Consider the following 18,619-nt stretch of genomic DNA (forward strand, 5'->3'; position numbering starts at 1 on the left):
AAGCCCGCCTTTCCAGCGGGCTTTTTCTATTCAATCGCAGCGTGCATTTCAATATCCGCGACGAAAAACGAATAGACACGTTTTTCATCATCATTCCCTCACGGTTAATCGGCGAGTTGAACAATCCGCGTCGTGATGTGCATTTTCTTGACGCATCACGATCGCTACATAAAATAAATTCGCGAACGGCTTTATTTGATGCCTTCGCAATACGCAGCGATCTTTCCGCTCGGCAGCGGGGTTCTCGAATGCGGCGCTCGCGTATGCCGTGAATATCCGGTGTTCCGTCTTTCAGTCTCGCATTTGCGGTCGATTCGCAACGCATTGCGTCCGGTATTCACCTGGCCGGCAAGCCGGGACGAATTCGCGAAAATGGATCGGGAAACCATGGAAGAAGACCTTCTGAAAGCCGAACTGGCCGCATTGCGCATACCCGTTTTCGACGTGCCGTGGGCCGGCGCCTGTTCACCGCACGTCGAGCGAATCGAATCGCGCATGCTCGAATGGGCCGACGCGTACGGCCTGTTCCTCAGCGACGCGTACCGGGAACGCGTCGCGCGCACCCGATACGGCTGGCTCGCCGCGCGCTGTTACCCGAACGCCGATCCTTCGCTGCTGCAGGCGCTCGCCGATTATTTCGTGTGGTTCTTTCTCGTCGACGACCTGTTCGTCGATCGCGTGGAGCCGGTCGGCCCCGACACGCTGCGCAATCTGACCGCGATAATCGACCTGCTCGACTACGCGTGCACCGGCCCCGAGCCCGTATACGGCGAGCGTGCGTGGCTCGATGTGTGCCAGCGCCTGCGCGTGCGCCTGTCGGCCGAGCATTTCGCGCGCTTCGCACAAGGCATGCGCCTGTGGGCCACCACGGCAGGGCTGCAGATTCTCGGCCATCTAACGGTCGAGCCGATAGCGGTGCCGCAATACGAAACGATCCGGCGCCACACCAGCGGGATGAATCCGTGCCTCGCGCTGGCGGACGCGGCCAATTCCGGTGCCGTCCCGCCCGATACGTTCCATCGGCCGGAAATCCAGGCGCTGTGCCGGCACGCGAACCATATCGTGTGCTGGAGCAACGACATCCAGAGCCTCCGCGTCGAAGTGCACCAGCCGGGGCAGTTCCGGAACATGGTGATGATCCACGCGTCGCGCGGTCATACGCTGCAGGAAAGCGTCGACTACACGGCCGAGCGCGTGCGCGAAGAGATCCGCGCGTTCATCCAGTGGGCCGATGTGCTCACGCAGCATGCCGATACGCGCGTACGCGGCCTCGTCGACGGCTGCCGATACTGGATACGCGGCTATCTGGATTGGGTTGCGCGGGATACACAGCGCTATGCGGCTGCGTTCGCGGCCGGCGATGCGGACGATCGCGGCCTGATCGTCCGGTCGGCTGACGCCACGGACGCGGCGGAATCGGTGGCGCGCGGCTGAGCCGCCGCGCGCCGTACCCGGTCAGATCTCGATCTTCGTTCCGAGCTCGACCACGCGGTTCGCCGGGATCGAGAAGAAGTCGGTCGGCTTCGCGGCATTCTGGTGCATCCACGCGAACACGCGCTCGCGCCAGATCGACATGCCGGGCAGATGGGTCGGCACGACCGTTTCGCGCGCGAGGAAGAACGACGTGTCCATCAGTTCGAACGTCATGTCGTGCGTGCGGCCGAATTCCTCGAGCACGGCCTTCACGTCGGGCGTCTCGTTGAAGCCGTACTCGGCCTTGACGATGTACAGCCCGCCGCCCGCATCACGCGCGGTCTGGCGCTTGTCGTCGCGCACGTAAGGAAAGTCGCGCGTGACGAACGTGAGGAAAATGGTGCGCTCGTGCAGCACCTTGTTGTGCTTCAGGTTGTGCAGCAGGCTGACGGGCACGAGCTTGTCGTTGCCGGTCAGGTAGATCGCGGTACCCGACACGCGATGCGGCGGATGCGCGAGCAGCCCCTGCAGGAACGGTTCGAGCGGAATGCCGTCGGCCGCCGTGCGCTCCTTGACGATGTGACGCCCCTTGTACCAGGTCATCAGCAGGAAGAACAGCAGCGCGCCGATGCCGAGCGGCAGCCAGCCGCCCTGCGCGACTTTCAGCAGGTTCGCGCCGAAGAAGCCGAGGTCGATCGCGAGGAACACCGCGATGATCGCGCCGACCAGCAGCCGGTTCCAGTTCCACACCTTCACCATCACGACGCAAGCCAGCACGGTCGTGATCACCATCGTCGCCGTCACCGCGATGCCGTACGCGGCCGCGAGGTTGTCGGAGCTCTTGAAGCCGACCACGATGCAGAGAATCACGAACAGCAGCAGCCAGTTCACGACCGGCACGTAGATCTGGCCGATCGCGAGTTCCGACGTGTGCAGCACCTTCATGCGCGGCACGTAGCCCAGCTGGATGGCCTGCGACGTCAGCGAATACGCGCCCGAGATCACCGCCTGCGACGCGATCACGGTCGCGACCGTCGACAGCACGACGAGCGGCAGCAGCGCCCATTCCGGGGCCAGCAGGAAGAACGGGTTCTCGATCGCCTTCGGGTTCTGGATCAGCAGCGCACCCTGGCCGAAGTAGTTCAGCACGAGCGACGGCATCACGAGCCCGTAGGCGGCGATGCGGATCGGCTTCGCGCCGAAGTGGCCCATGTCCGCGTAGAGCGCTTCCGCGCCGGTCAGCACCAGCACGACCGAGCCGAGCACGACGTACGCCTGCAGCAGATGGTCGGCCATGAACGACGCCGCGTAATACGGGTTGACGGCCGCCATGATGCCCGGCACGCGCACGATGTGGTACACGCCGAGCGCCGCGATCACGACGAACCACAGCACCATGATCGGCCCGAACAGCTTGCCGACCAGCGCGGTGCCGTGGCGCTGGATCCAGAACAGCGCGATCAGGATCACGATCGTGATCGGCAACACGAGATGAGACAGGTGCGGCGTCGCGATTTCGAGACCTTCGACCGCCGACATCACCGAGATCGCCGGCGTGATCACTGCGTCCCCGTAGAACATGCACGCGCCGAAGATCCCGAGCGCCATCAGCGCGCCCGCGACACGGGTTTTCGAGTCGAGCGGCCGCAGCGACAGCGCCATCAGCGCGAGCACGCCGCCTTCGCCGTTGTTGTCCGCCCGCATCACGAACAGCAGGTACTTGACGCCGACCACCAGGATGATTGCCCAGAACAGCAGCGAGATCACGCCGAGAATCGATCCTTCGGTGAGCGGAATGCCGTGCGCGGGGCTGAACGCCTCCTTGAGCGAATACAGCGGGCTGGTGCCGATGTCGCCGAACACGACGCCGATGGCTGCTATCGCTAGCGCCCGCATCGAGTGTTGTTGCGTCGAATGCGGCGCGTGTGCTGCGTCGTTCGCGTGGATCGTGTCGTTCATATGAAGCGTAATAATCGGGTCCGGGTCGGACAAAACGAGCGCTATTCTACTCGCGCCCCCGTGAATCACCGTCCTGCCCTGTTGCCGTGGAGCCACGTGATCCACGTCGCGCATGCAATCCGGCGCGAGCTGTGGCAGGGCTGCCAATCATAGCCGGGGCCGCGCAGTCTGCCTATCGGGTGCGCCGAGCGCACCGTCCGGCGTACCTGGTGCGCCGATCGGGCCGCGGACGGTCGCCGCTTCGCCCTGATCACGCGCGCTTCGCAGTTTTATGCCCTCCTCGCGCTGCCCGGCAACGCCTTCTTTCTATACGGCGCTCGTCCGTCGGCTCGCGATTGACGCTTCGCGCTTCCTCCCTGCATTCGACCACCGTCATGCAGTGACGCTTCGCTCCATTTGCCGCGATCCATGGCGCGACTTGTACAGGCGGACGCCCATGATGCCGGGCGCCCATGAAAAACGGCGCCGCAAGCGGCGCCGTACAAGGCTTTCCTTCGATCGGCCGGCCGCTTACGCGCCCGAACCGTCGCGCTGCGCGCGACCGCGCTTGATCCACGCTTCGAGGTTGTGCGGACGAACCGTGTCCCACTCCTCGAACGGCTGGTGAATCCACGGATTCGTCGGCAGAAACTGCGTGTGATAGTCGGGCTTGACCTTCGAGCAGCCCTTGTACCAGAGCACGGCCGAGCGCACGGCCGTCACCGACGGATAGCGCTCCTTCAGGTGCTCCTGCACGCGCGCGAGCGTGACGCCCGAATCGACGAGATCGTCAACCAGCAGCACGTTGCCCGCGAGGTTGCCGCGCGTCATCGTGATGTACTGCGCGATGTCGAGCTCACCCTGCTCCGTGCCGGCCGCTTCCCGGTACGAGCTGGTCGCGAGGATCGCGAGCGGCACGTCGTAGATGCGCGACAGCTGATCGCCGACACGCAGGCCGCCGCGCGCGAGGCACAGGATCTGGTCGAACTTCCAGCCCGACGCATGCACCTGGAGCGCGAGCAGCTCGATCAGACGGTGATACTCGTCCCAGCCTACCCACAGGTTCTTGTCGTCGTTACGCGGATCGGTCATCAAGTCTGCCGCCGTCATCGTAATTTGCTGCGTCATCTGGGAATTACACCTTGAACGGATGGCGGAGCAGGATCGTTTCGTCGCGGTCCGGGCCCGTCGACACCATGTCGACCGGCACGCCAGCCACGTCCTGAACGCGGCTCAGGTACGCCTGCGCATTCGCCGGCAGCGCATCCCACGTCTTGATGCCGACCGTGCTTTCCTTCCAGCCGGGGAACGTTTCGTACACGGGCTCGCAACGCGCCACATCGGCCGCGCCGCGCGGCAGGATGTCCACATCCTTGCCGTCGATCTTGTAGCCGACGCACAGCTTGACTTCGTCGAGGCCGTCGAGCACGTCGAGCTTGGTCATGCACAGGCCCGACACGCCGTTGATCTGGATCGAGCGGCGCAGCGCGGCTGCGTCGAGCCAGCCGGTGCGGCGCGGACGGCCGGTGACCGAACCGAATTCCTTGCCGACGTTCGCGAGCGTGACGCCGACCTGATCCTGGCGCTGCGGATTGTCCGCATCGTACAGTTCGCTCGGGAACGGGCCCGAGCCGACGCGCGTGCAATATGCCTTCGTGATGCCGAGGATGTAGTTGAGCTTCTGCGGGCCGACGCCCGCGCCGGCCGACGCCGCACCTGCGACGCAGTTGCTCGACGTGACGAACGGATAGGTGCCGTGATCGATGTCGAGCAGCGTGCCTTGCGCGCCTTCGAACAGCAGGTTCTGGCCCGCATTGTTCGCGTCGTACAGGCGGCGCGATACGTCCGTCACCATCGGCTTCAGGCGGTCGGCGTAACCGAGCATCGTGTCGAGCGTGGCCTGGAAATCGACGGCCGCGCCGCCCAGGTACTGGGTCAGCACGAAGTTGTGGAAATCGAGGTTTTCGCGCAGGCGGTCGGCGAAGGTCTTCGCGTCGAACAGGTCCTGCACGCGCAGCGCCCGACGGCCGACCTTGTCTTCGTACGCGGGGCCGATGCCGCGGCCGGTCGTGCCGATCTTGCCCGCGCCCTTGCGCGCTTCGCGCGCCTGGTCGATCGCGATGTGGTACGGCAGGATCAGCGTCGTGGCTTCGGAGATGAACAGACGGTCGCGCACGTTCACGCCGGCTTCTTCGAGCTCGCCGATTTCCTTGAACAGTGCTTCGGGGGACAGGACGACGCCGTTGCCGATGTAGCAGGCGACGCCTTCACGCATGATGCCCGACGGGATGAGGCGCAAGATGGTTTTCTTGCCGCCGATGATGAGGGTGTGGCCGGCGTTGTGACCGCCCTGGAAACGCACGACGCCCTTGGCGTGGTCCGTCAGCCAGTCGACGATCTTGCCCTTGCCTTCATCACCCCATTGCGTTCCCACGACGACGACATTGCGCCCGGGAGTCACGTTCACAGCGCTGGCAGACATGTTGATTCGTTAGCTGGTTAAAAACGTATTCTACCTATGTTCGCGGGCGATTCCGAATTTTTCCGTTTCGCTTCAACGATATGCACGCCGAAGCACGTCCCGCGAACACCTGTTTATCGGGGTTCGACCACCCATGCACCGTCGCGCTCGACAAGCGACCGGTCGCACGCGAATTCGTCGAGCACATGATCGTGGCCCGGCAGTGCCTGGATCACGACTTCGCCCGCATCGCGCAGCGCCGCAACGGCCGCGCCCAGCGCGTCGTCCTGCGCCCACGGCGCGAGAATCGCGGTGCCGCGCGCCTCGACCGGCGAAATCCGCGCGAGCTCGCGCAGGTCGAGCGAGAAGCCCGTGGCCGGACGGGCGCGGCCATACGCCTGACCGACGTGGTCGTAGCGGCCGCCGCGTGCGATCGCGTTCGGCACGCCGTCGATGTAGGCGCTGAACATCGCACCGCTGTGGTACGCGTAACCGCGCAGGTCGCCGAGATCGATCGCCACTTCGGCGCCCTTCGCCTGTGCGGCGAGCTGCGCGAGATCGTCGAGCGCCCGCGTGATTTCGGGCAGCACCGGCAACCGCGCACGCGCCTCGGCGAGCACGCTCGCGTCGCCATAGAGGTGCGGCAGCGCGCGCAGCGCGGCGCGCGTATCGGCGCCGAGATCGTCGGTGAGCTCGTTCAGCAGCGGCACGTCCTTGCCCGACAGCGCGTCGTACAGCGACTCGCCGCGCTCGGCGGCCTGTGCGTCGCGCGCGAGCAGCGCCGCGAGCACGCCCGCGTGGCCGAGGTCGAGGCGGATGCGCGACAGGCCCGCGAGATGCAGCGCGTCGAGCATCAGTTGCTGGATTTCGAGGTCGGCTTCCAGCCCGGCATGCCCGTAGATTTCGGCGCCGATCTGGATCTGTTCGCGCGTCGCATGCAGGCCGCGCGGGCGCGTATGCATCACGTGGCCTGCATAGCAGAGGCGTGTCACGCCCTGACGGTTCAACAGGTGCGCGTCGATCCGCGCGACCTGCGGCGTGATGTCCGCGCGCAGGCCGAGCGTACGGCCCGACAGCTGGTCGACCAGCTTGAAAGTGCGCAGGCGCAGGTCGGCGCCGCCGCTCGTCAGCAGCGACTCGAGGTATTCGAGCAGCGGCGGCATCACCATTTCGTAGCCGTACGAACGGAAACGGTCGAGCAGCCTGCGGCGCAGCTCCTCGATCTTGCGCGCTTCCGACGGCAGCACGTCGGCGATATTCTCGGGAAGTAACCAGGTCGACATCGGTACGGTCCTACGACGGGAAACGGCGCGCGACACGCGCGCCGCGATATGAATCGGAAATTCTGAATTCGGGCGGGGCGAACGGCGGATAAGCCGTCTGGATCAGCCCCCTGGTCAGGTGGCGAGCAGCAGCAATATGAGCCCGAGCACCATCACGATCAGCCCGCCGATCCGGATATGATGCGGCGGCCGCTCCGCTATTCTACGAAACGTGTCGCGCCAGGCGACGGGAAACACGAAGGGGAACGCCCCCTCGATGATCAGCATCAGCGCTACTGCGAGCAACAACGAGCCAGCCAGGTCCATGCGAGCGACGGCGCCGCTCGACGCGGCGCCCCAAGGTCAGTGTTTGCGGGGAGCAGGCGCCGCCGGTGCGGCGCCGCCCGTCGGGCTGCGCATGAAGCGGAAGAACTCGCTGTCGGGATCGACGACGATGATGTCGTTGCGCTTGAACGTGTTCCGGTAAGCCTGCAGGCTCGCGTAGAACTGGTAGAACTGCGGATCGCGGCCGAATGCATCGGCGGCAATCGTCGCGGCCTTTGCGTCGCCCTCGCCCTTGATCGTCTGCGCGGACTTGTACGCGTTCGCAAGCACGGCCTGCTGTTCGCGTTCGGCGTCGGCCTTGATCTGCTCGACGTCGGCCGCGCCTTGCGCACGCACCTGCGCCGCCTGATCGTGCAGCGAGCCGATCATCCGCTGATAGACGGCATCGGTCTGCGCGGCCGGCAGATCGACGCGCGTCAGCTGGACGTCGACCACGTCGACGCCGAAACCGGACGCCTTCGCCTTCACTTCGTCGCGGGCCGCATCGGCGATCGCACGCTGGCCACCGAGTGCGTCGTCGAGCGCGCGCTTGCCGAACGCGTCGCCGAGTGCGCTCTTCAGCACACCGGCCAGACGGTCGCCGGCGGCGGCCGGGTCGCCGCCCGTCGCCGTGAAATACTTCATCGGATCGGTGATCCGGTACTTCAGCGCGTAGGCGACGAGCAGGTCGTGCTTGTCCGCCGTGACCAGTTGCAGCGGGTCCGACGACTCGAGCGATTGCAGGCGCGTGTCGATCAGCGTGGCCGTCTGCAGCGGCGGCGGCAATTTGAAATGGATGCCGGGGCCCGCGAGCTCGGGCTGCGCGCCATCGCGCCCCGACAGAACGGCCGCATGGCGCGGATCGACGGTAAGGACGGTCGACGATGCCGCGAAGGCAACGATCACGATTGCGACGACGAGCGCAATGATTCGGTTCATGTTCTGCGCTCCCGTTACTTCAGATCGTCTTCGCGCGACCGGCTGCGAAACCCCTCGCGCGATCGCAGCACGTCGCTGCCCGACGCCGCCGCGGCCGATGCCGCACTGGCGGGTGCGGCCGCAGCCGGCGCGACGGCCGCCGGTGCCGACGCTGCATCGGGCGCGGATGCGCCGGCGGACGTCGCGGCATTCTGTCGCCCCTGCTCGACGAGCTTGTCGAGCGGCAGATACACGACGCTGTTGCCACCCTTGTTGCCGACGAACACCTTCGTCGCGTTCGAATAGATTTCCTGCATCGTCTCGAGATACATGCGCTCGCGGACCACCGCGGGTGCCTTCGAATACTGCGCATAGACCTGCTTGAAGCGGTCGGCATCGCCTTCGGCTTGCGTGACCACGCGATCGGCATACGCCTTCGCTTCGTCGACGAGCTTCGCGGCGTCGCCCTGCGCCTTCGGCAGCAGGTCGCTTGCATACGCCTGCGCGGCACGCTTCGCGGCTTCGCGCTCGTCGCGCGCCTTCGCGACCTCGGCGTAGGCGGCCTGCGTCTGCTCGGGCGCCGCGACGCTCTGCATCGTGACGGCCGTCACTTCGAGGCCCGTTTGATAGCGGTCGAGATCGCGCTGGATCGCGGCGGAAAGCTGCTCGCGCAGCGCGTCGCGGTCCTGATTCAGCAGGTCGGCCGCGCTGCGCGTGCCGACGATCGCGCGCACCGCGGCCTGGGCGGCCTGCGACACGCTGCGCTCGGGATCGACGCCGCGGAACAGGTAATCGGTTGCGGAACGGATCCGGTACTGGACGATGAAGCGCACGTCGACGATATCGGCATCGCGCGTGAGCATTGCCGCTTCCTTCACGTTCGCGAGACGCACGACATTGTTACGGCCGATCTCGATCGAGCGCACCTGCGACGTATCGACGATCTCGTGCGACGCGAACGGATACGGCGCGCGCCAGTGCACGCCCTGGCCGACCGTGCCCGACAGCTTGCCGAGTTGCAGCACGACGCCCGTCTGCCCGTCCTGCACGACGAACAGCCCGCTGCCCGCGTAGATCGCGACCAGCACGCCGATCACGATGCCGACGCCGACCTTCGCGGCCCGCCCGTTGTCGGGACGGAAGCCGTTACCGCCCTTGCCGCCGAAGAGGCCGTTCAGGCGCCGGTTGAAGTTGCGCCACATCTCGTCGAGATCGGGCGGACCATCGCCGTCGCCGCCTTGCGGACGCTTCGATTCGTTCGCACGGGGACGGGATCCGTCTTTGCCATTGCCTTCGCCGCGTCCCCAGCGGGGATCGTTGATCGACAGCAAGGCGCGCATCCGCCGCCAGGTACTCCGCTCGTTGTATTCGTTCACCAGAGTTTGTTCACCAGATTGGACGCCGGCGAACCGGCCGGGACCGGTTAGCGCCCGTGTTCGGAAATCGTGTGGTCTTCGTGTGGTTCAGCGGGTGCGCCGTCGAGCACGTCGTTGGGTAACGTCGCGCCGGAAAGGTGTTCCGCGGAGGCGATTTCGGCGATGGCGGCACGCAACGCGTCAAGACCCTGACCGGTGCGCGCGCTCAAAAAGACGCGCGAAATATTACCATACTCGTCCCGCTCGACCGCGTCGCCGCGGGCCGCCAGCTCGGGCACCGCGTCGATCTTGTTGAACACCAGCACCTGCCGGATCGTGTCCGCGCCGATCTCGTGCAGCACGCCGTTGACCTGCTCGATCTGCTCGAGCCGGACCGCGCTCGATGCATCGACCACGTGCAGCAGCAGATCCGCGTGGATCGTTTCCTCGAGGGTCGCCCGGAATGCCGCGACCAGTTGGTGAGGCAGTTCACGGATGAAGCCGACCGTATCGGACACGACGATCTGGCCGACCTCGTCGCCGAGGTATACGCGCCGCGACGTCGTGTCGAGGGTGGCGAACAACTGGTCGGCCGCGTACGCCTGCGCTTTCGTCAGCGCATTGAACAGCGTCGACTTGCCCGCGTTCGTATAGCCGACGAGCGACACCGACATCGTGCCGCTGCGCGCGCGCTGCCGACGTTGCGTGCTGTGCTGCCGGCGCAGCCGGTCGAGCCGCGACTTCAGCATCTTGATACGCTCGCCGATCAGCCGGCGGTCGGTTTCGAGCTGGGTTTCACCCGGGCCGCGCAGGCCGATACCGCCCTTCTGCCGTTCAAGGTGGGTCCATGCGCGAATGAGCCGCGTCGACAGGTACTGAAGCTGCGCGAGTTCGACCTGCAGCTTGCCTTCGTGGCTGCGGGCGCGCTGGGCGAAGATGTCGAGGATGAGGCTGGTGCGATCGACCACACGCCTGTTAAGCGCCTGCTCCAGATTACGTTGCTGGGCCGGCGCCAGTGCGTGGTTGAAGATGACGATTTCGACGTTGTGCGCGTCGCAGGCAAGCCGCAATTCTTCGGCTTTGCCGCTGCCGATGAACATCTTGGCATCGGGGCTTGAGCGACGACCCGTGAGGGTGACTGCGGGACGGGCCCCCGCGCTGGAGGCGAGAAGACTGAGTTCTTCGAGACTGGCTTCGAAATCGGTCTTGCCGAAATCGATGCCGACGAGCGCTGCGTTGATCAAATTTTCGGGTGTCAAGATAAGGCGGCTGGCATCGGTCGCTCGCGGCGACCGGACGCCGGCCGCTGCGATAGGTTAGGACGAGGCTTCCGCGTCCGGGTGGAAATTCACCGGGCGCGCCGGCACGACCGTCGAGATGGCGTGCTTGTACACCATCTGGGTCACCGTATTACGGAGCAACACGACGTACTGGTCGAACGATTCAATGTTCCCTTGAAGCTTGATGCCGTTGACGAGGTAAATCGAAACGGGAACGTGCTCTTTGCGCAGTGCGTTCAAAAACGGGTCTTGTAACAATTGCCCTTTGTTGCTCATGGCGTACTCCATCTTTTTTTGCAGGTTGATCTGGATTGGCGGGAAAGAAAAAGAGATCCGGCGCCAATCGCTACACTATAGCTGATTTTGCCTGGCCCGCCCGGGGCATAGGCCTTGCGGCCAACCCCTTGCATGACGTGTGTAACAGGCTGCTTCAGCTCTTGTCCGCGTACGGATTGTTCGACGAACGGAACTCTATGCGCAATGGAGTCCCGGTCAGCGAGAAAGTTTCGCGGAACCGGTTTTCGAGGTAGCGCTTGTAGGTTTCCGTGACCGCGTCGAGCGCGTTGCCGTGGATCACGATGATCGGCGGATTCTGGCCGCCCTGGTGCGCATAGCGCAGCTTCGGACGCACCGGGCCGCGACGGCGCGGCTGCTGGAATTCGACCGCTTCGATCAGCGCGCGCGTGAGCTTCGGCGTCGGCAGCTTCGCCATCGCCGCCGCGTACGCGTCGTCGACCGAGCGCATCAGCGTACCGATGCCTGTCTTCTTCGCGGCCGAGATGAAGTGCGATTTCGCGAAGTCGAGGAATTTCAGCTTGCGGGTCAAATCCGCTTTCGCACGGTCGCGCGCATGCTCGTCGAGACCGTCCCACTTGTTGACGCCGATCACGAGCGCGCGGCCCTGCTCGACGACGAAGCCGGCGATGTGCGCGTCCTGGTCGGAAATGTCCTGCTGCGCATCCAGCAGAAGAATGACGACGTTCGCGTCGGAGATCGACTGCAGCGTCTTCACGACCGAGAACTTCTCGATCGCCTCGAACACCTTGCCGCGACGGCGCAGGCCGGCCGTGTCGATCAGCGTGTATTTCTTGCCGTTACGCTCGAAGTCGACGTAGATCGAATCGCGCGTCGTGCCCGGCATGTCGAACGCGATCACGCGATCTTCGCCGATCAGCGCATTCACGAGCGTCGACTTGCCGACGTTCGGACGGCCGACGATCGCGATCTTGATGCCGCGCGACGGATCGTTCTCGTCCTCTTCCTCCGGCCGGTCCGCATAGGCGACCGCGAGCGCTTCGTTGATCATGTCGGTCACGCCGTCGCCGTGCGCGGCCGAAATCGCGCGCGGATCGCCGAGCCCGAGCTCGTAGAACTCGGAGGCGACCGACGTGTACTTCATCCCCTCGGCCTTGTTGACCACGAGGAAGATCGGCCGGCCGGTCTTGCGCAGGTAGTCGGCAATCGACTTGTCCTGCGGCGCGAGCCCGTTGCGGCCGTCGACGATGAACACGACGATGTCGGCTTCCTCGACGGCCTGCCGCGTCTGGCGCGCCATCTCGTGCAGGATGCCGTCCTTCGCGACGGGCTCGAAGCCGCCCGTATCGACGACCAGGTACGGCCGTTCGCCGACGCGCCCTTCGCCGTAATGGCGATCGCGCGTCAGGCCCGGCAAGTCGGCGACCAGCGCGTCACGCGAGCGCGTGAGCCGGTTGAACAGCGTGGATTTCCCCACATTGGGGCGCCCAACGAGGGCAATGACCGGTTTCATCTGTGTTTTCTACGGTGAAGCGCAGCAGCGGGAGGCCCGCTGCTGCGGGCGGCTGCGCTGAATGAAAATATCACGAATTCGCGCCGCGCCGGATGCGCGCGCCTGGCGCGCGCAGCGCGCCATCGTCTTTCGTCTCGAACTGCCTTTCAAATACCGAGCGGCCGGATGCACCGGCCGCCTTCAAGTCGCGCGAGCGCGGCGCGCGGGACAAGCCCGTCGCGCCGCGCCCGCGCCTGTTTCCTGCGCGTCAGCGCGGACGGAATCCGTACAGGCCGCCGTCCTTCGTCTGCACGACGAGCGTGTTGCCCGCGAGGACCGGCGCCGCCGTAATCGCGCTGCCGTCGGTCTTCATCCGTGCGATGAAGCTGCCGTCTTCGCGCGAGAGGAAGTGTACGAAGCCCTTGTAGTCGCCCATCACGACCGCATGTCCGAGCAGATACGGCACGCCGACGTCACGGCTTTTCAGCTTGTCGTTGCGCCACAGCTGGTTGCCGGTGGCCGCGTCGTACGCCGTCACGATCGACCAGTCGTCGCCGCCGGCGACCACCGAATCGTCCTGGGCCAGACCGCTGCGGCTCGAGAACGGCTTTTCCCACAGCGGGCGGCCCGAGTTCGCATCGAAGCAGCCGAGCTGGCCCTGGAACGTGACCGCGCAGGCTTCCGCGCCCACGAGCGTCGGCGGGCCGCTGACGTCGTTGATGCGCTCGACCTCGGTCACACCCTTCGGGAACGACACCGGAGTCTGCCAGAACGGCTCGCCCGTCTGCAGGTTGATCGCGACCAGCCCGCCGCCCGGGAAGCCCGCCAGCACGGCCGCATCACCGGCGAACGTCATGCCGGCCGACACGCGCAGGTTCAGCGGCACCGCACGATTGCGGTAGTTCCACTTCTGCTCGCCCGTCTGCGCGTTGAACGCGATCACCTGGCCGTCGATCGTGCGCACGACCACGAGGCCATTGCCGACGAGCGGCGGCGAGAAGATCTCGCCCTGCACGCTGGTCTTCCACAGTTGCTTGCCGTCCGGGCCCAGCACGAACACGCCGCCCTTCAGTGCGCCGACCGCGGTCAGGTTGCCGTCGCTGCCGACACCGGCCGACAGATCGGAGCCGACCTTCGCACGCCAGACCGTCTGGCCCGTCTTCGCGTCGATCTTCTCGACCGACCCGTTTTCGCCCGCCGCATAGACGGCGTCGCCCACGGCGACCGGCGAGAACAGATAGCGTCCGCCCTTGCCGACGCTCGCCTTCCAGACCTGTTGCACGTCCATCACGGGCTTGAACTCGGTGAGCGGCGTCGGCACGCGGCGCGCGTCCTTCGACGACGAGCAGGCCGCCAGTGCGAGAACAGCCGCCGCGCAGGCAACGGGCACAGCGTAACGTTTCAGCAAATTCATCGGTTAGCGAAGCAGAGTTAAGAGGTTGAGGGGACCGGAGTTCAGCCGCCGAGCGCGTCCAGCTTGAACTGTACGAGCTGGCGTGCGGACTGGTCGTCCTTCGACAGGCCGTCGAGCGCGAGCTTGTAAGCGGCGCGCGCATCGTCGGTCTTGCCTTGCGCGGCCAGCAGATCGCCGCGGCGATCGGCCACGAGGCCCTTGAATGCATCGACCGGCGTACCCGACAGCAGCGCGAGGCCCGCGTCGTACGCCTTCTCGTCGAGCAGCAGCGACGCGAGACGCAGCTTCGCGATCTGCTTGTACTCGTCATCCTTGGCGTGATCGGCGGCCCATTGCAGCTGCGCCTTCGCACCCGCCGAGTCGCCGGCCGCGTACAGCGTCTTCGCAGCGGACAGCGCCGTCATCTGCGCATACGGCGTGCTGCCGAACTTGTCTTCCATGTCGGCGGCCGCGCGGGCCATCGTCGCCTTGTCGTTCGCGGCGGCGGCCTTCTGGACCTGCTCGTACAGCCCGGACGCTTCGGCAGCCTGACGGCGCTGCCAGTAGTTCCAGCCGTTGAAGCCGGCCGCGACGACGAGCGCCGCGAGCACGATCCACGTGGTGAGGTTGCCCCAGCGGGCCCACCACGCCTTGAGACTTTCAATCGATTCTTGTTCGTCGTGATAACTCATCGGCGAGCGATTCCTTCCTGTTCAGGCCGTTTTTGTCGAGCGGATGCCAGCGCGATCAGTCGTCGCCGTCTTCGGCGGATGCAACCATCGCATTGATTAAGAATTCGGTCAAGCCTTCGACCGGTACGGTCTGCTGAACGTTCTTTTCGCCGTCTCCGCCCGCGCCGCGCAGCGCTTTCACGCCCACCGTGCCGTTCGCGACCTCTTCTTCGCCGAAGATCACCGCGAACGCGGCACCGCTGGCATCCGCCCGCTTCATCTGCGACTTGAAGCTCGCCGGCGCACCGTCGGCGCTGCAGTGGAAGATTACGTCGAGGCCCGTGTCGCGCAGGCGCTCGGCCGCAATGAACGCCTGTTCGCGCGCGGTCTCGCCCTGATGCACGACGTACACGTCGACGCCTTCCTGCTCGGGCGCGAGATCCTCTTCCTTCAGCAGTTCGAGAATCCGCTCGATGCCCATCGCCCAACCGCACGCGGCGGTCGGCTTGCCGCCGAGCTGCTCGATCAGCGGATCGTAACGACCGCCGGCCGCGACCGTGCCCTGCGCGCCGAGCTTGTCGGTCACCCATTCGAACACGGTCAGGTTGTAGTAGTCGAGACCGCGCACGAGACGCGGGTTGATCTTGAACGGGATGTTGTTCGCGAGCAGCAGACGCTGCAGCCCCTCGAAGTGCGCGCGCGACTCGTCGCCGAGGAAGTCGATCAGCTTCGGTGCGTTCTGCGCGATTTCCTGCAGCGCGGGATTCTTCGTGTCGAGCACGCGCAGCGGGTTCGTATACAGGCGACGCTTCGCATCCTCGTCGAGCACGTCGGCGAACTGCTCGAGGTACTTGATCAGTTCGACGCGGTGCGCGGCACGCTCTTCGGCGAGGCCGAGCGAGTTGATCTCGAGCTTGATGCCTGTCAGCCCGAGGTCGTCCCACAGACGCTGGCACATCATGATGATCTCGGCGTCCGCATCCGGGCCCGCGAAGCCGAGCGCCTCGACACCGACCTGGTGGAACTGGCGGTAGCGGCCGCGTTGCGGGCGCTCGTGACGGAACATCGGGCCGATGTACCACAGGCGCTTCGGGCCGTCGTACAGCATGTTGTGCTCGATCGACGCACGGACGACGGCCGCGGTGTTTTCCGGACGCATCGTCAGGTTCTCGCCGTTCAGCGCGTCGGTGAAGCTGTACATCTCCTTCTCGACGATGTCCGTGACCTCGCCGATGCCGCGCGTGAAGAGCTGCGTGTGCTCGACGATCGGCGTGCGGATGTTCTGGTAGCCATACGCACGCAGCAGCGATTTCACGGTGGCTTCGAAGAACTCCCAAAGGCCGGCATCCTGCGGAAGGATGTCGTTCATGCCCTTGACGCCGGTGAGCTTCTCGATCTTGCGTTTTTGTTCAGTCATCGTGTGTGTGGACGAATTAGTTCGTGGCCTCAGCGCGGCCGTAGTTGCGTGCGACGTAGTCGCTGACGATCTGCTGGAATTCCTCGGCGATCCGCTCGCCGCGCAGCGTCTTGACCTTCTCGCCGTCGATGAAAACGGGCGCGGCCGGGTTCTCGCCCGAACCCGGCAGGCTGATGCCGATGTTCGCGTGCTTCGATTCACCCGGGCCGTTGACGATGCAGCCCATCACCGCGACGTTCATCTTTTCGACGCCCGGATATTCCTTGCGCCATACCGGCATCTGTTCGCGCAGGTATGTCTGGATCTGCATCGCGAGCTCCTGGAACAGCGTGCTCGTCGTACGGCCGCAGCCCGGGCACGCGATCACCATCGGCGCAAACGAGCGCAGGCCCATCGTCTGCAGGATTTCCTGGCCGACGATCACTTCACCGGTGCGCGGCGCGCCCGGCTCCGGCGTCAGCGAGATGCGGATCGTGTCGCCGATCCCTTCCTGCAGCAGCACGCCGAGCGCGGCCGTCGATGCGACGATGCCCTTCGAACCCATGCCGGCCTCGGTCAGCCCGAGGTGCAGCGCGAAGCCGCAACGGCGGCCGAGCTCGCGGTACACGGCGATCAGGTCCTGCACGCCGCTGACCTTGCACGACAGCACGATGCGGTCGCGGCCGAGGCCGAGTTCGACCGCGCGCTCGGCCGAGCCGATCGCCGACTGGATCAGCGCTTCGTACATCACGCTCTGCGCACCCCACGGCTCCGAACGCGCAGCGTTCTCGTCCATCATGCGCGCGAGCAGATCCTGGTCGAGGCTGCCCCAGTTCACGCCGATTCGCACCACCTTGTCGTACTTGGCCGCGGCCTCGATCATCAGCGCGAACTGCGTGTCGCGCTTCGCGCCCTGGCCGACGTTGCCCGGGTTGATCCGGTACTTCGACAGCGCCTCCGCACAACCCGGGTAATCGCGCAGCAGCAGGTGGCCGTTGTAGTGGAAATCGCCGACGAGCGGCACGCTCACGCCCATCCGGTCGAGCTGCTCGCGGATCGCCGGCACGGCGGCTGCGGCCTCGGGCGTGTTGACCGTGATGCGCACCAGTTCGGAGCCCGCGTTCGCGAGTTCCTTGATCTGGATCGCGGTGCCGATCGCGTCGGCCGTGTCGGTATTCGTCATCGACTGCACGCGCACCGGCGCGTCGCCGCCGATCGTCACGAGCTGCCCGCCCCAGCGGACATCCACCGCATGCGATACGCGGCGCGGCTGCTGCCCGCCGAATACCGGTTCGGTCGAACAAATCTGACTAATGCGTGGGGATTGAGCTTCGGATTGCATCGATAGATCCATTTACGCGGAATGCGCCGCGACGCGGCGCATGAATTGAAAAAGCGCCGTGCCCGCTCGGCCTGCCGACATCGACGACAGGCCTTCGCCACGGCGCTTGACGTCAGGGCAACGTGAACCGCGCCACGTTACCCCGCGCTGCCGAATATTTTGCCGGATCGACAGGTTTTCCGTCGAACGCGATCGCGTCGAGGCCCGCCTTGTTGCCGATCGTGACCTTGAACGGGCCGTCGCCCGCGACCTGCTTCGCGTCGCCGCCGTGCACCAGCCCGGAGAACAGCTCCTTGCCGTTCTTGTCGCGCACGCTGAACCAGCTGTCCTGCTTGACCTTCAGCTCGACCATCGACTGGCCGGCCGCAACCGCGACGCTCGCCGGCTGAGCCGGCGCGGCGGCGCTTGCCGCGGTCGTGGCGACGACGGGCTGCGATGCAGCGGCCGTCACGACCGGCGCCACCGGCGCGGGCGCAGCCGACGCAGCGGCCGGGGCCGGAACCTCATTCGCAACCGTGGCAGATGCGCCGCTCGCAGCCGCCTCCTCGACGGACGACGACGAGGCCGCCGGCACGCTCGCGGCCGACGCGTGCTCCGCGTCGCCGCTCTTGAAGCGTGCGAGCAGGCTCGACGAATCGCCGCCAGTGTGCCACATCAGTACCGCCACCACCGCGACGACGACGATCGCCGTGCCCCACAGCCACGGGTGATGCCGCGACGATCCGCCCAGCGGAATCGACACGCGGCCGCGCGGCAGATCCGTCCCCGACGACGCAGGCATCGACAGGTCGACTTCCGGCACCCCGCGCTCGCGGCGCAATGCCTGCGCGAACGGCTCCGGATCGACGCCGAGCATCTTCGCGTAGCTGCGCACGACGCCGAGCGCGAACGTCACGCCGGGCAAATGGCTGATGTCGCCGGCTTCGAGCGCCCGCAGCTTCTGCGGGGCGACCTTGAGTCGCGCCGACACGTCGTCGACGGTCCAGCCTCGCGACTCCCGAAGCTGCGCCAGCCGGCTGCCGACCGCCGCAAGCGATTCCAACCCTGCCGGTGCCGGCTTCGCGCCATTCGTCTCTGCGCCGTTAGACGGCTGCGGCTCACTCATCCTTGTCCTCGCGT

General features: G+C 65.9%; 16 protein-coding genes. 1 reads left to right on the forward strand and 15 read right to left on the reverse strand.

Annotated features, from left to right (window positions below; all coding sequences use genetic code 11):
• The first annotated feature begins 387 nt into the window (after positions 1 to 387).
• A complete protein-coding gene (locus WJ16_RS09235) occupies positions 388 to 1,434 on the forward strand; it encodes a terpene synthase family protein (RefSeq protein WP_069256809.1) in 1,047 nt (348 codons plus the stop codon).
• Positions 1,435 to 1,455: 21 nt separating this feature from the next.
• Here WJ16_RS09235 and WJ16_RS09240 read toward each other — a convergent pair whose 3' ends face one another.
• From WJ16_RS09240 to WJ16_RS09310, 15 genes are all read right to left on the reverse strand, one after another.
• On the reverse strand, positions 1,456 to 3,372 hold the full coding sequence (locus tag WJ16_RS09240) for a potassium transporter Kup (RefSeq protein ID WP_069256810.1): 1,917 nt from the start codon (positions 3,370 to 3,372) through the stop codon (positions 1,456 to 1,458).
• Positions 3,373 to 3,882: 510 nt separating this feature from the next.
• On the reverse strand, positions 3,883 to 4,479 hold the full coding sequence (locus tag WJ16_RS09245) for a phosphoribosyltransferase (RefSeq protein WP_006485899.1): 597 nt from the start codon (positions 4,477 to 4,479) through the stop codon (positions 3,883 to 3,885).
• Between the two features lie 7 nt (positions 4,480 to 4,486).
• Entirely contained in the window at positions 4,487 to 5,833 is a 1,347-nt protein-coding gene (locus tag WJ16_RS09250) for an adenylosuccinate synthase (RefSeq protein WP_069256811.1), read from the reverse strand.
• A 113-nt stretch (positions 5,834 to 5,946) separates the two neighbouring features.
• Complete coding sequence (locus WJ16_RS09255) at positions 5,947 to 7,095, reverse strand: ATP phosphoribosyltransferase regulatory subunit (RefSeq protein WP_069256812.1); 1,149 nt, start codon at positions 7,093 to 7,095, stop codon at positions 5,947 to 5,949.
• Positions 7,096 to 7,209: 114 nt separating this feature from the next.
• Positions 7,210 to 7,401, reverse strand: coding sequence for a DUF2065 domain-containing protein (locus WJ16_RS09260; protein WP_011352254.1), 192 nt, complete (start codon positions 7,399 to 7,401; stop codon positions 7,210 to 7,212).
• Between the two features lie 36 nt (positions 7,402 to 7,437).
• Positions 7,438 to 8,337: a protease modulator HflC gene (gene hflC, locus WJ16_RS09265; protein ID WP_069256813.1), complete on the reverse strand. Its 900-nt coding sequence runs from the start codon at positions 8,335 to 8,337 to the stop codon at positions 7,438 to 7,440.
• A gap of 14 nt (positions 8,338 to 8,351) precedes the next feature.
• On the reverse strand, positions 8,352 to 9,692 hold the full coding sequence (gene hflK / locus WJ16_RS09270) for an FtsH protease activity modulator HflK (protein ID WP_069256814.1): 1,341 nt from the start codon (positions 9,690 to 9,692) through the stop codon (positions 8,352 to 8,354).
• 47 nt (positions 9,693 to 9,739) lie between these two features.
• Entirely contained in the window at positions 9,740 to 10,915 is a 1,176-nt protein-coding gene (hflX, locus tag WJ16_RS09275; protein ID WP_175912572.1) for a GTPase HflX, read from the reverse strand.
• Between the two features lie 72 nt (positions 10,916 to 10,987).
• Positions 10,988 to 11,227, reverse strand: a complete 240-nt coding sequence (gene hfq, locus WJ16_RS09280; protein WP_006399927.1) for an RNA chaperone Hfq — start codon at positions 11,225 to 11,227, stop codon at positions 10,988 to 10,990.
• 154 nt (positions 11,228 to 11,381) lie between these two features.
• Positions 11,382 to 12,719 (reverse strand): ribosome biogenesis GTPase Der, encoded by a 1,338-nt coding sequence (gene der, locus WJ16_RS09285; protein ID WP_069256816.1) that lies wholly within the window; start codon positions 12,717 to 12,719, stop codon positions 11,382 to 11,384.
• Between the two features lie 247 nt (positions 12,720 to 12,966).
• Positions 12,967 to 14,112 (reverse strand): outer membrane protein assembly factor BamB, encoded by a 1,146-nt coding sequence (bamB, locus tag WJ16_RS09290; protein ID WP_069256817.1) that lies wholly within the window; start codon positions 14,110 to 14,112, stop codon positions 12,967 to 12,969.
• Between the two features lie 41 nt (positions 14,113 to 14,153).
• Positions 14,154 to 14,783 (reverse strand): tetratricopeptide repeat protein, encoded by a 630-nt coding sequence (locus tag WJ16_RS09295; RefSeq protein ID WP_069256818.1) that lies wholly within the window; start codon positions 14,781 to 14,783, stop codon positions 14,154 to 14,156.
• Between the two features lie 55 nt (positions 14,784 to 14,838).
• Positions 14,839 to 16,179 (reverse strand): histidine--tRNA ligase, encoded by a 1,341-nt coding sequence (gene hisS / locus WJ16_RS09300; RefSeq protein WP_039360260.1) that lies wholly within the window; start codon positions 16,177 to 16,179, stop codon positions 14,839 to 14,841.
• Positions 16,180 to 16,195: 16 nt separating this feature from the next.
• A complete protein-coding gene (gene ispG, locus WJ16_RS09305) occupies positions 16,196 to 17,500 on the reverse strand; it encodes a flavodoxin-dependent (E)-4-hydroxy-3-methylbut-2-enyl-diphosphate synthase (protein ID WP_069258020.1) in 1,305 nt (434 codons plus the stop codon).
• 112 nt (positions 17,501 to 17,612) lie between these two features.
• Positions 17,613 to 18,605, reverse strand: coding sequence for a helix-turn-helix domain-containing protein (locus tag WJ16_RS09310; protein ID WP_069256819.1), 993 nt, complete (start codon positions 18,603 to 18,605; stop codon positions 17,613 to 17,615).
• Positions 18,606 to 18,619 lie beyond the last annotated feature (14 nt).

The organism is Burkholderia metallica (assembly GCF_001718555.1).
GTDB lineage: Bacteria > Pseudomonadota > Gammaproteobacteria > Burkholderiales > Burkholderiaceae > Burkholderia > Burkholderia metallica.

What these genes read in the sequence shown, in the direction of transcription:
- WJ16_RS09235 (WP_069256809.1), top strand. Translation starts at nt 388, where the DNA reads ATGGAAGAAGACCTTCTGAAAGCCGAACTGGCCGCATTGCGCATACCC.
- WJ16_RS09240 (WP_069256810.1), bottom strand. Translation starts at nt 3,372, where the DNA reads ATGAACGACACGATCCACGCGAACGACGCAGCACACGCGCCGCATTCG.
- WJ16_RS09245 (WP_006485899.1), bottom strand. Translation starts at nt 4,479, where the DNA reads ATGACGCAGCAAATTACGATGACGGCGGCAGACTTGATGACCGATCCG.
- WJ16_RS09250 (WP_069256811.1), bottom strand. Translation starts at nt 5,833, where the DNA reads ATGTCTGCCAGCGCTGTGAACGTGACTCCCGGGCGCAATGTCGTCGTC.
- WJ16_RS09255 (WP_069256812.1), bottom strand. Translation starts at nt 7,095, where the DNA reads ATGTCGACCTGGTTACTTCCCGAGAATATCGCCGACGTGCTGCCGTCG.
- WJ16_RS09260 (WP_011352254.1), bottom strand. Translation starts at nt 7,401, where the DNA reads ATGGACCTGGCTGGCTCGTTGTTGCTCGCAGTAGCGCTGATGCTGATC.
- hflC (WP_069256813.1), bottom strand. Translation starts at nt 8,337, where the DNA reads ATGAACCGAATCATTGCGCTCGTCGTCGCAATCGTGATCGTTGCCTTC.
- hfq (WP_006399927.1), bottom strand. Translation starts at nt 11,227, where the DNA reads ATGAGCAACAAAGGGCAATTGTTACAAGACCCGTTTTTGAACGCACTG.
- der (WP_069256816.1), bottom strand. Translation starts at nt 12,719, where the DNA reads ATGAAACCGGTCATTGCCCTCGTTGGGCGCCCCAATGTGGGGAAATCC.
- bamB (WP_069256817.1), bottom strand. Translation starts at nt 14,112, where the DNA reads ATGAATTTGCTGAAACGTTACGCTGTGCCCGTTGCCTGCGCGGCGGCT.
- WJ16_RS09295 (WP_069256818.1), bottom strand. Translation starts at nt 14,783, where the DNA reads ATGAGTTATCACGACGAACAAGAATCGATTGAAAGTCTCAAGGCGTGG.
- hisS (WP_039360260.1), bottom strand. Translation starts at nt 16,179, where the DNA reads ATGACTGAACAAAAACGCAAGATCGAGAAGCTCACCGGCGTCAAGGGC.
- ispG (WP_069258020.1), bottom strand. Translation starts at nt 17,500, where the DNA reads ATGCAATCCGAAGCTCAATCCCCACGCATTAGTCAGATTTGTTCGACC.
- WJ16_RS09310 (WP_069256819.1), bottom strand. Translation starts at nt 18,605, where the DNA reads ATGAGTGAGCCGCAGCCGTCTAACGGCGCAGAGACGAATGGCGCGAAG.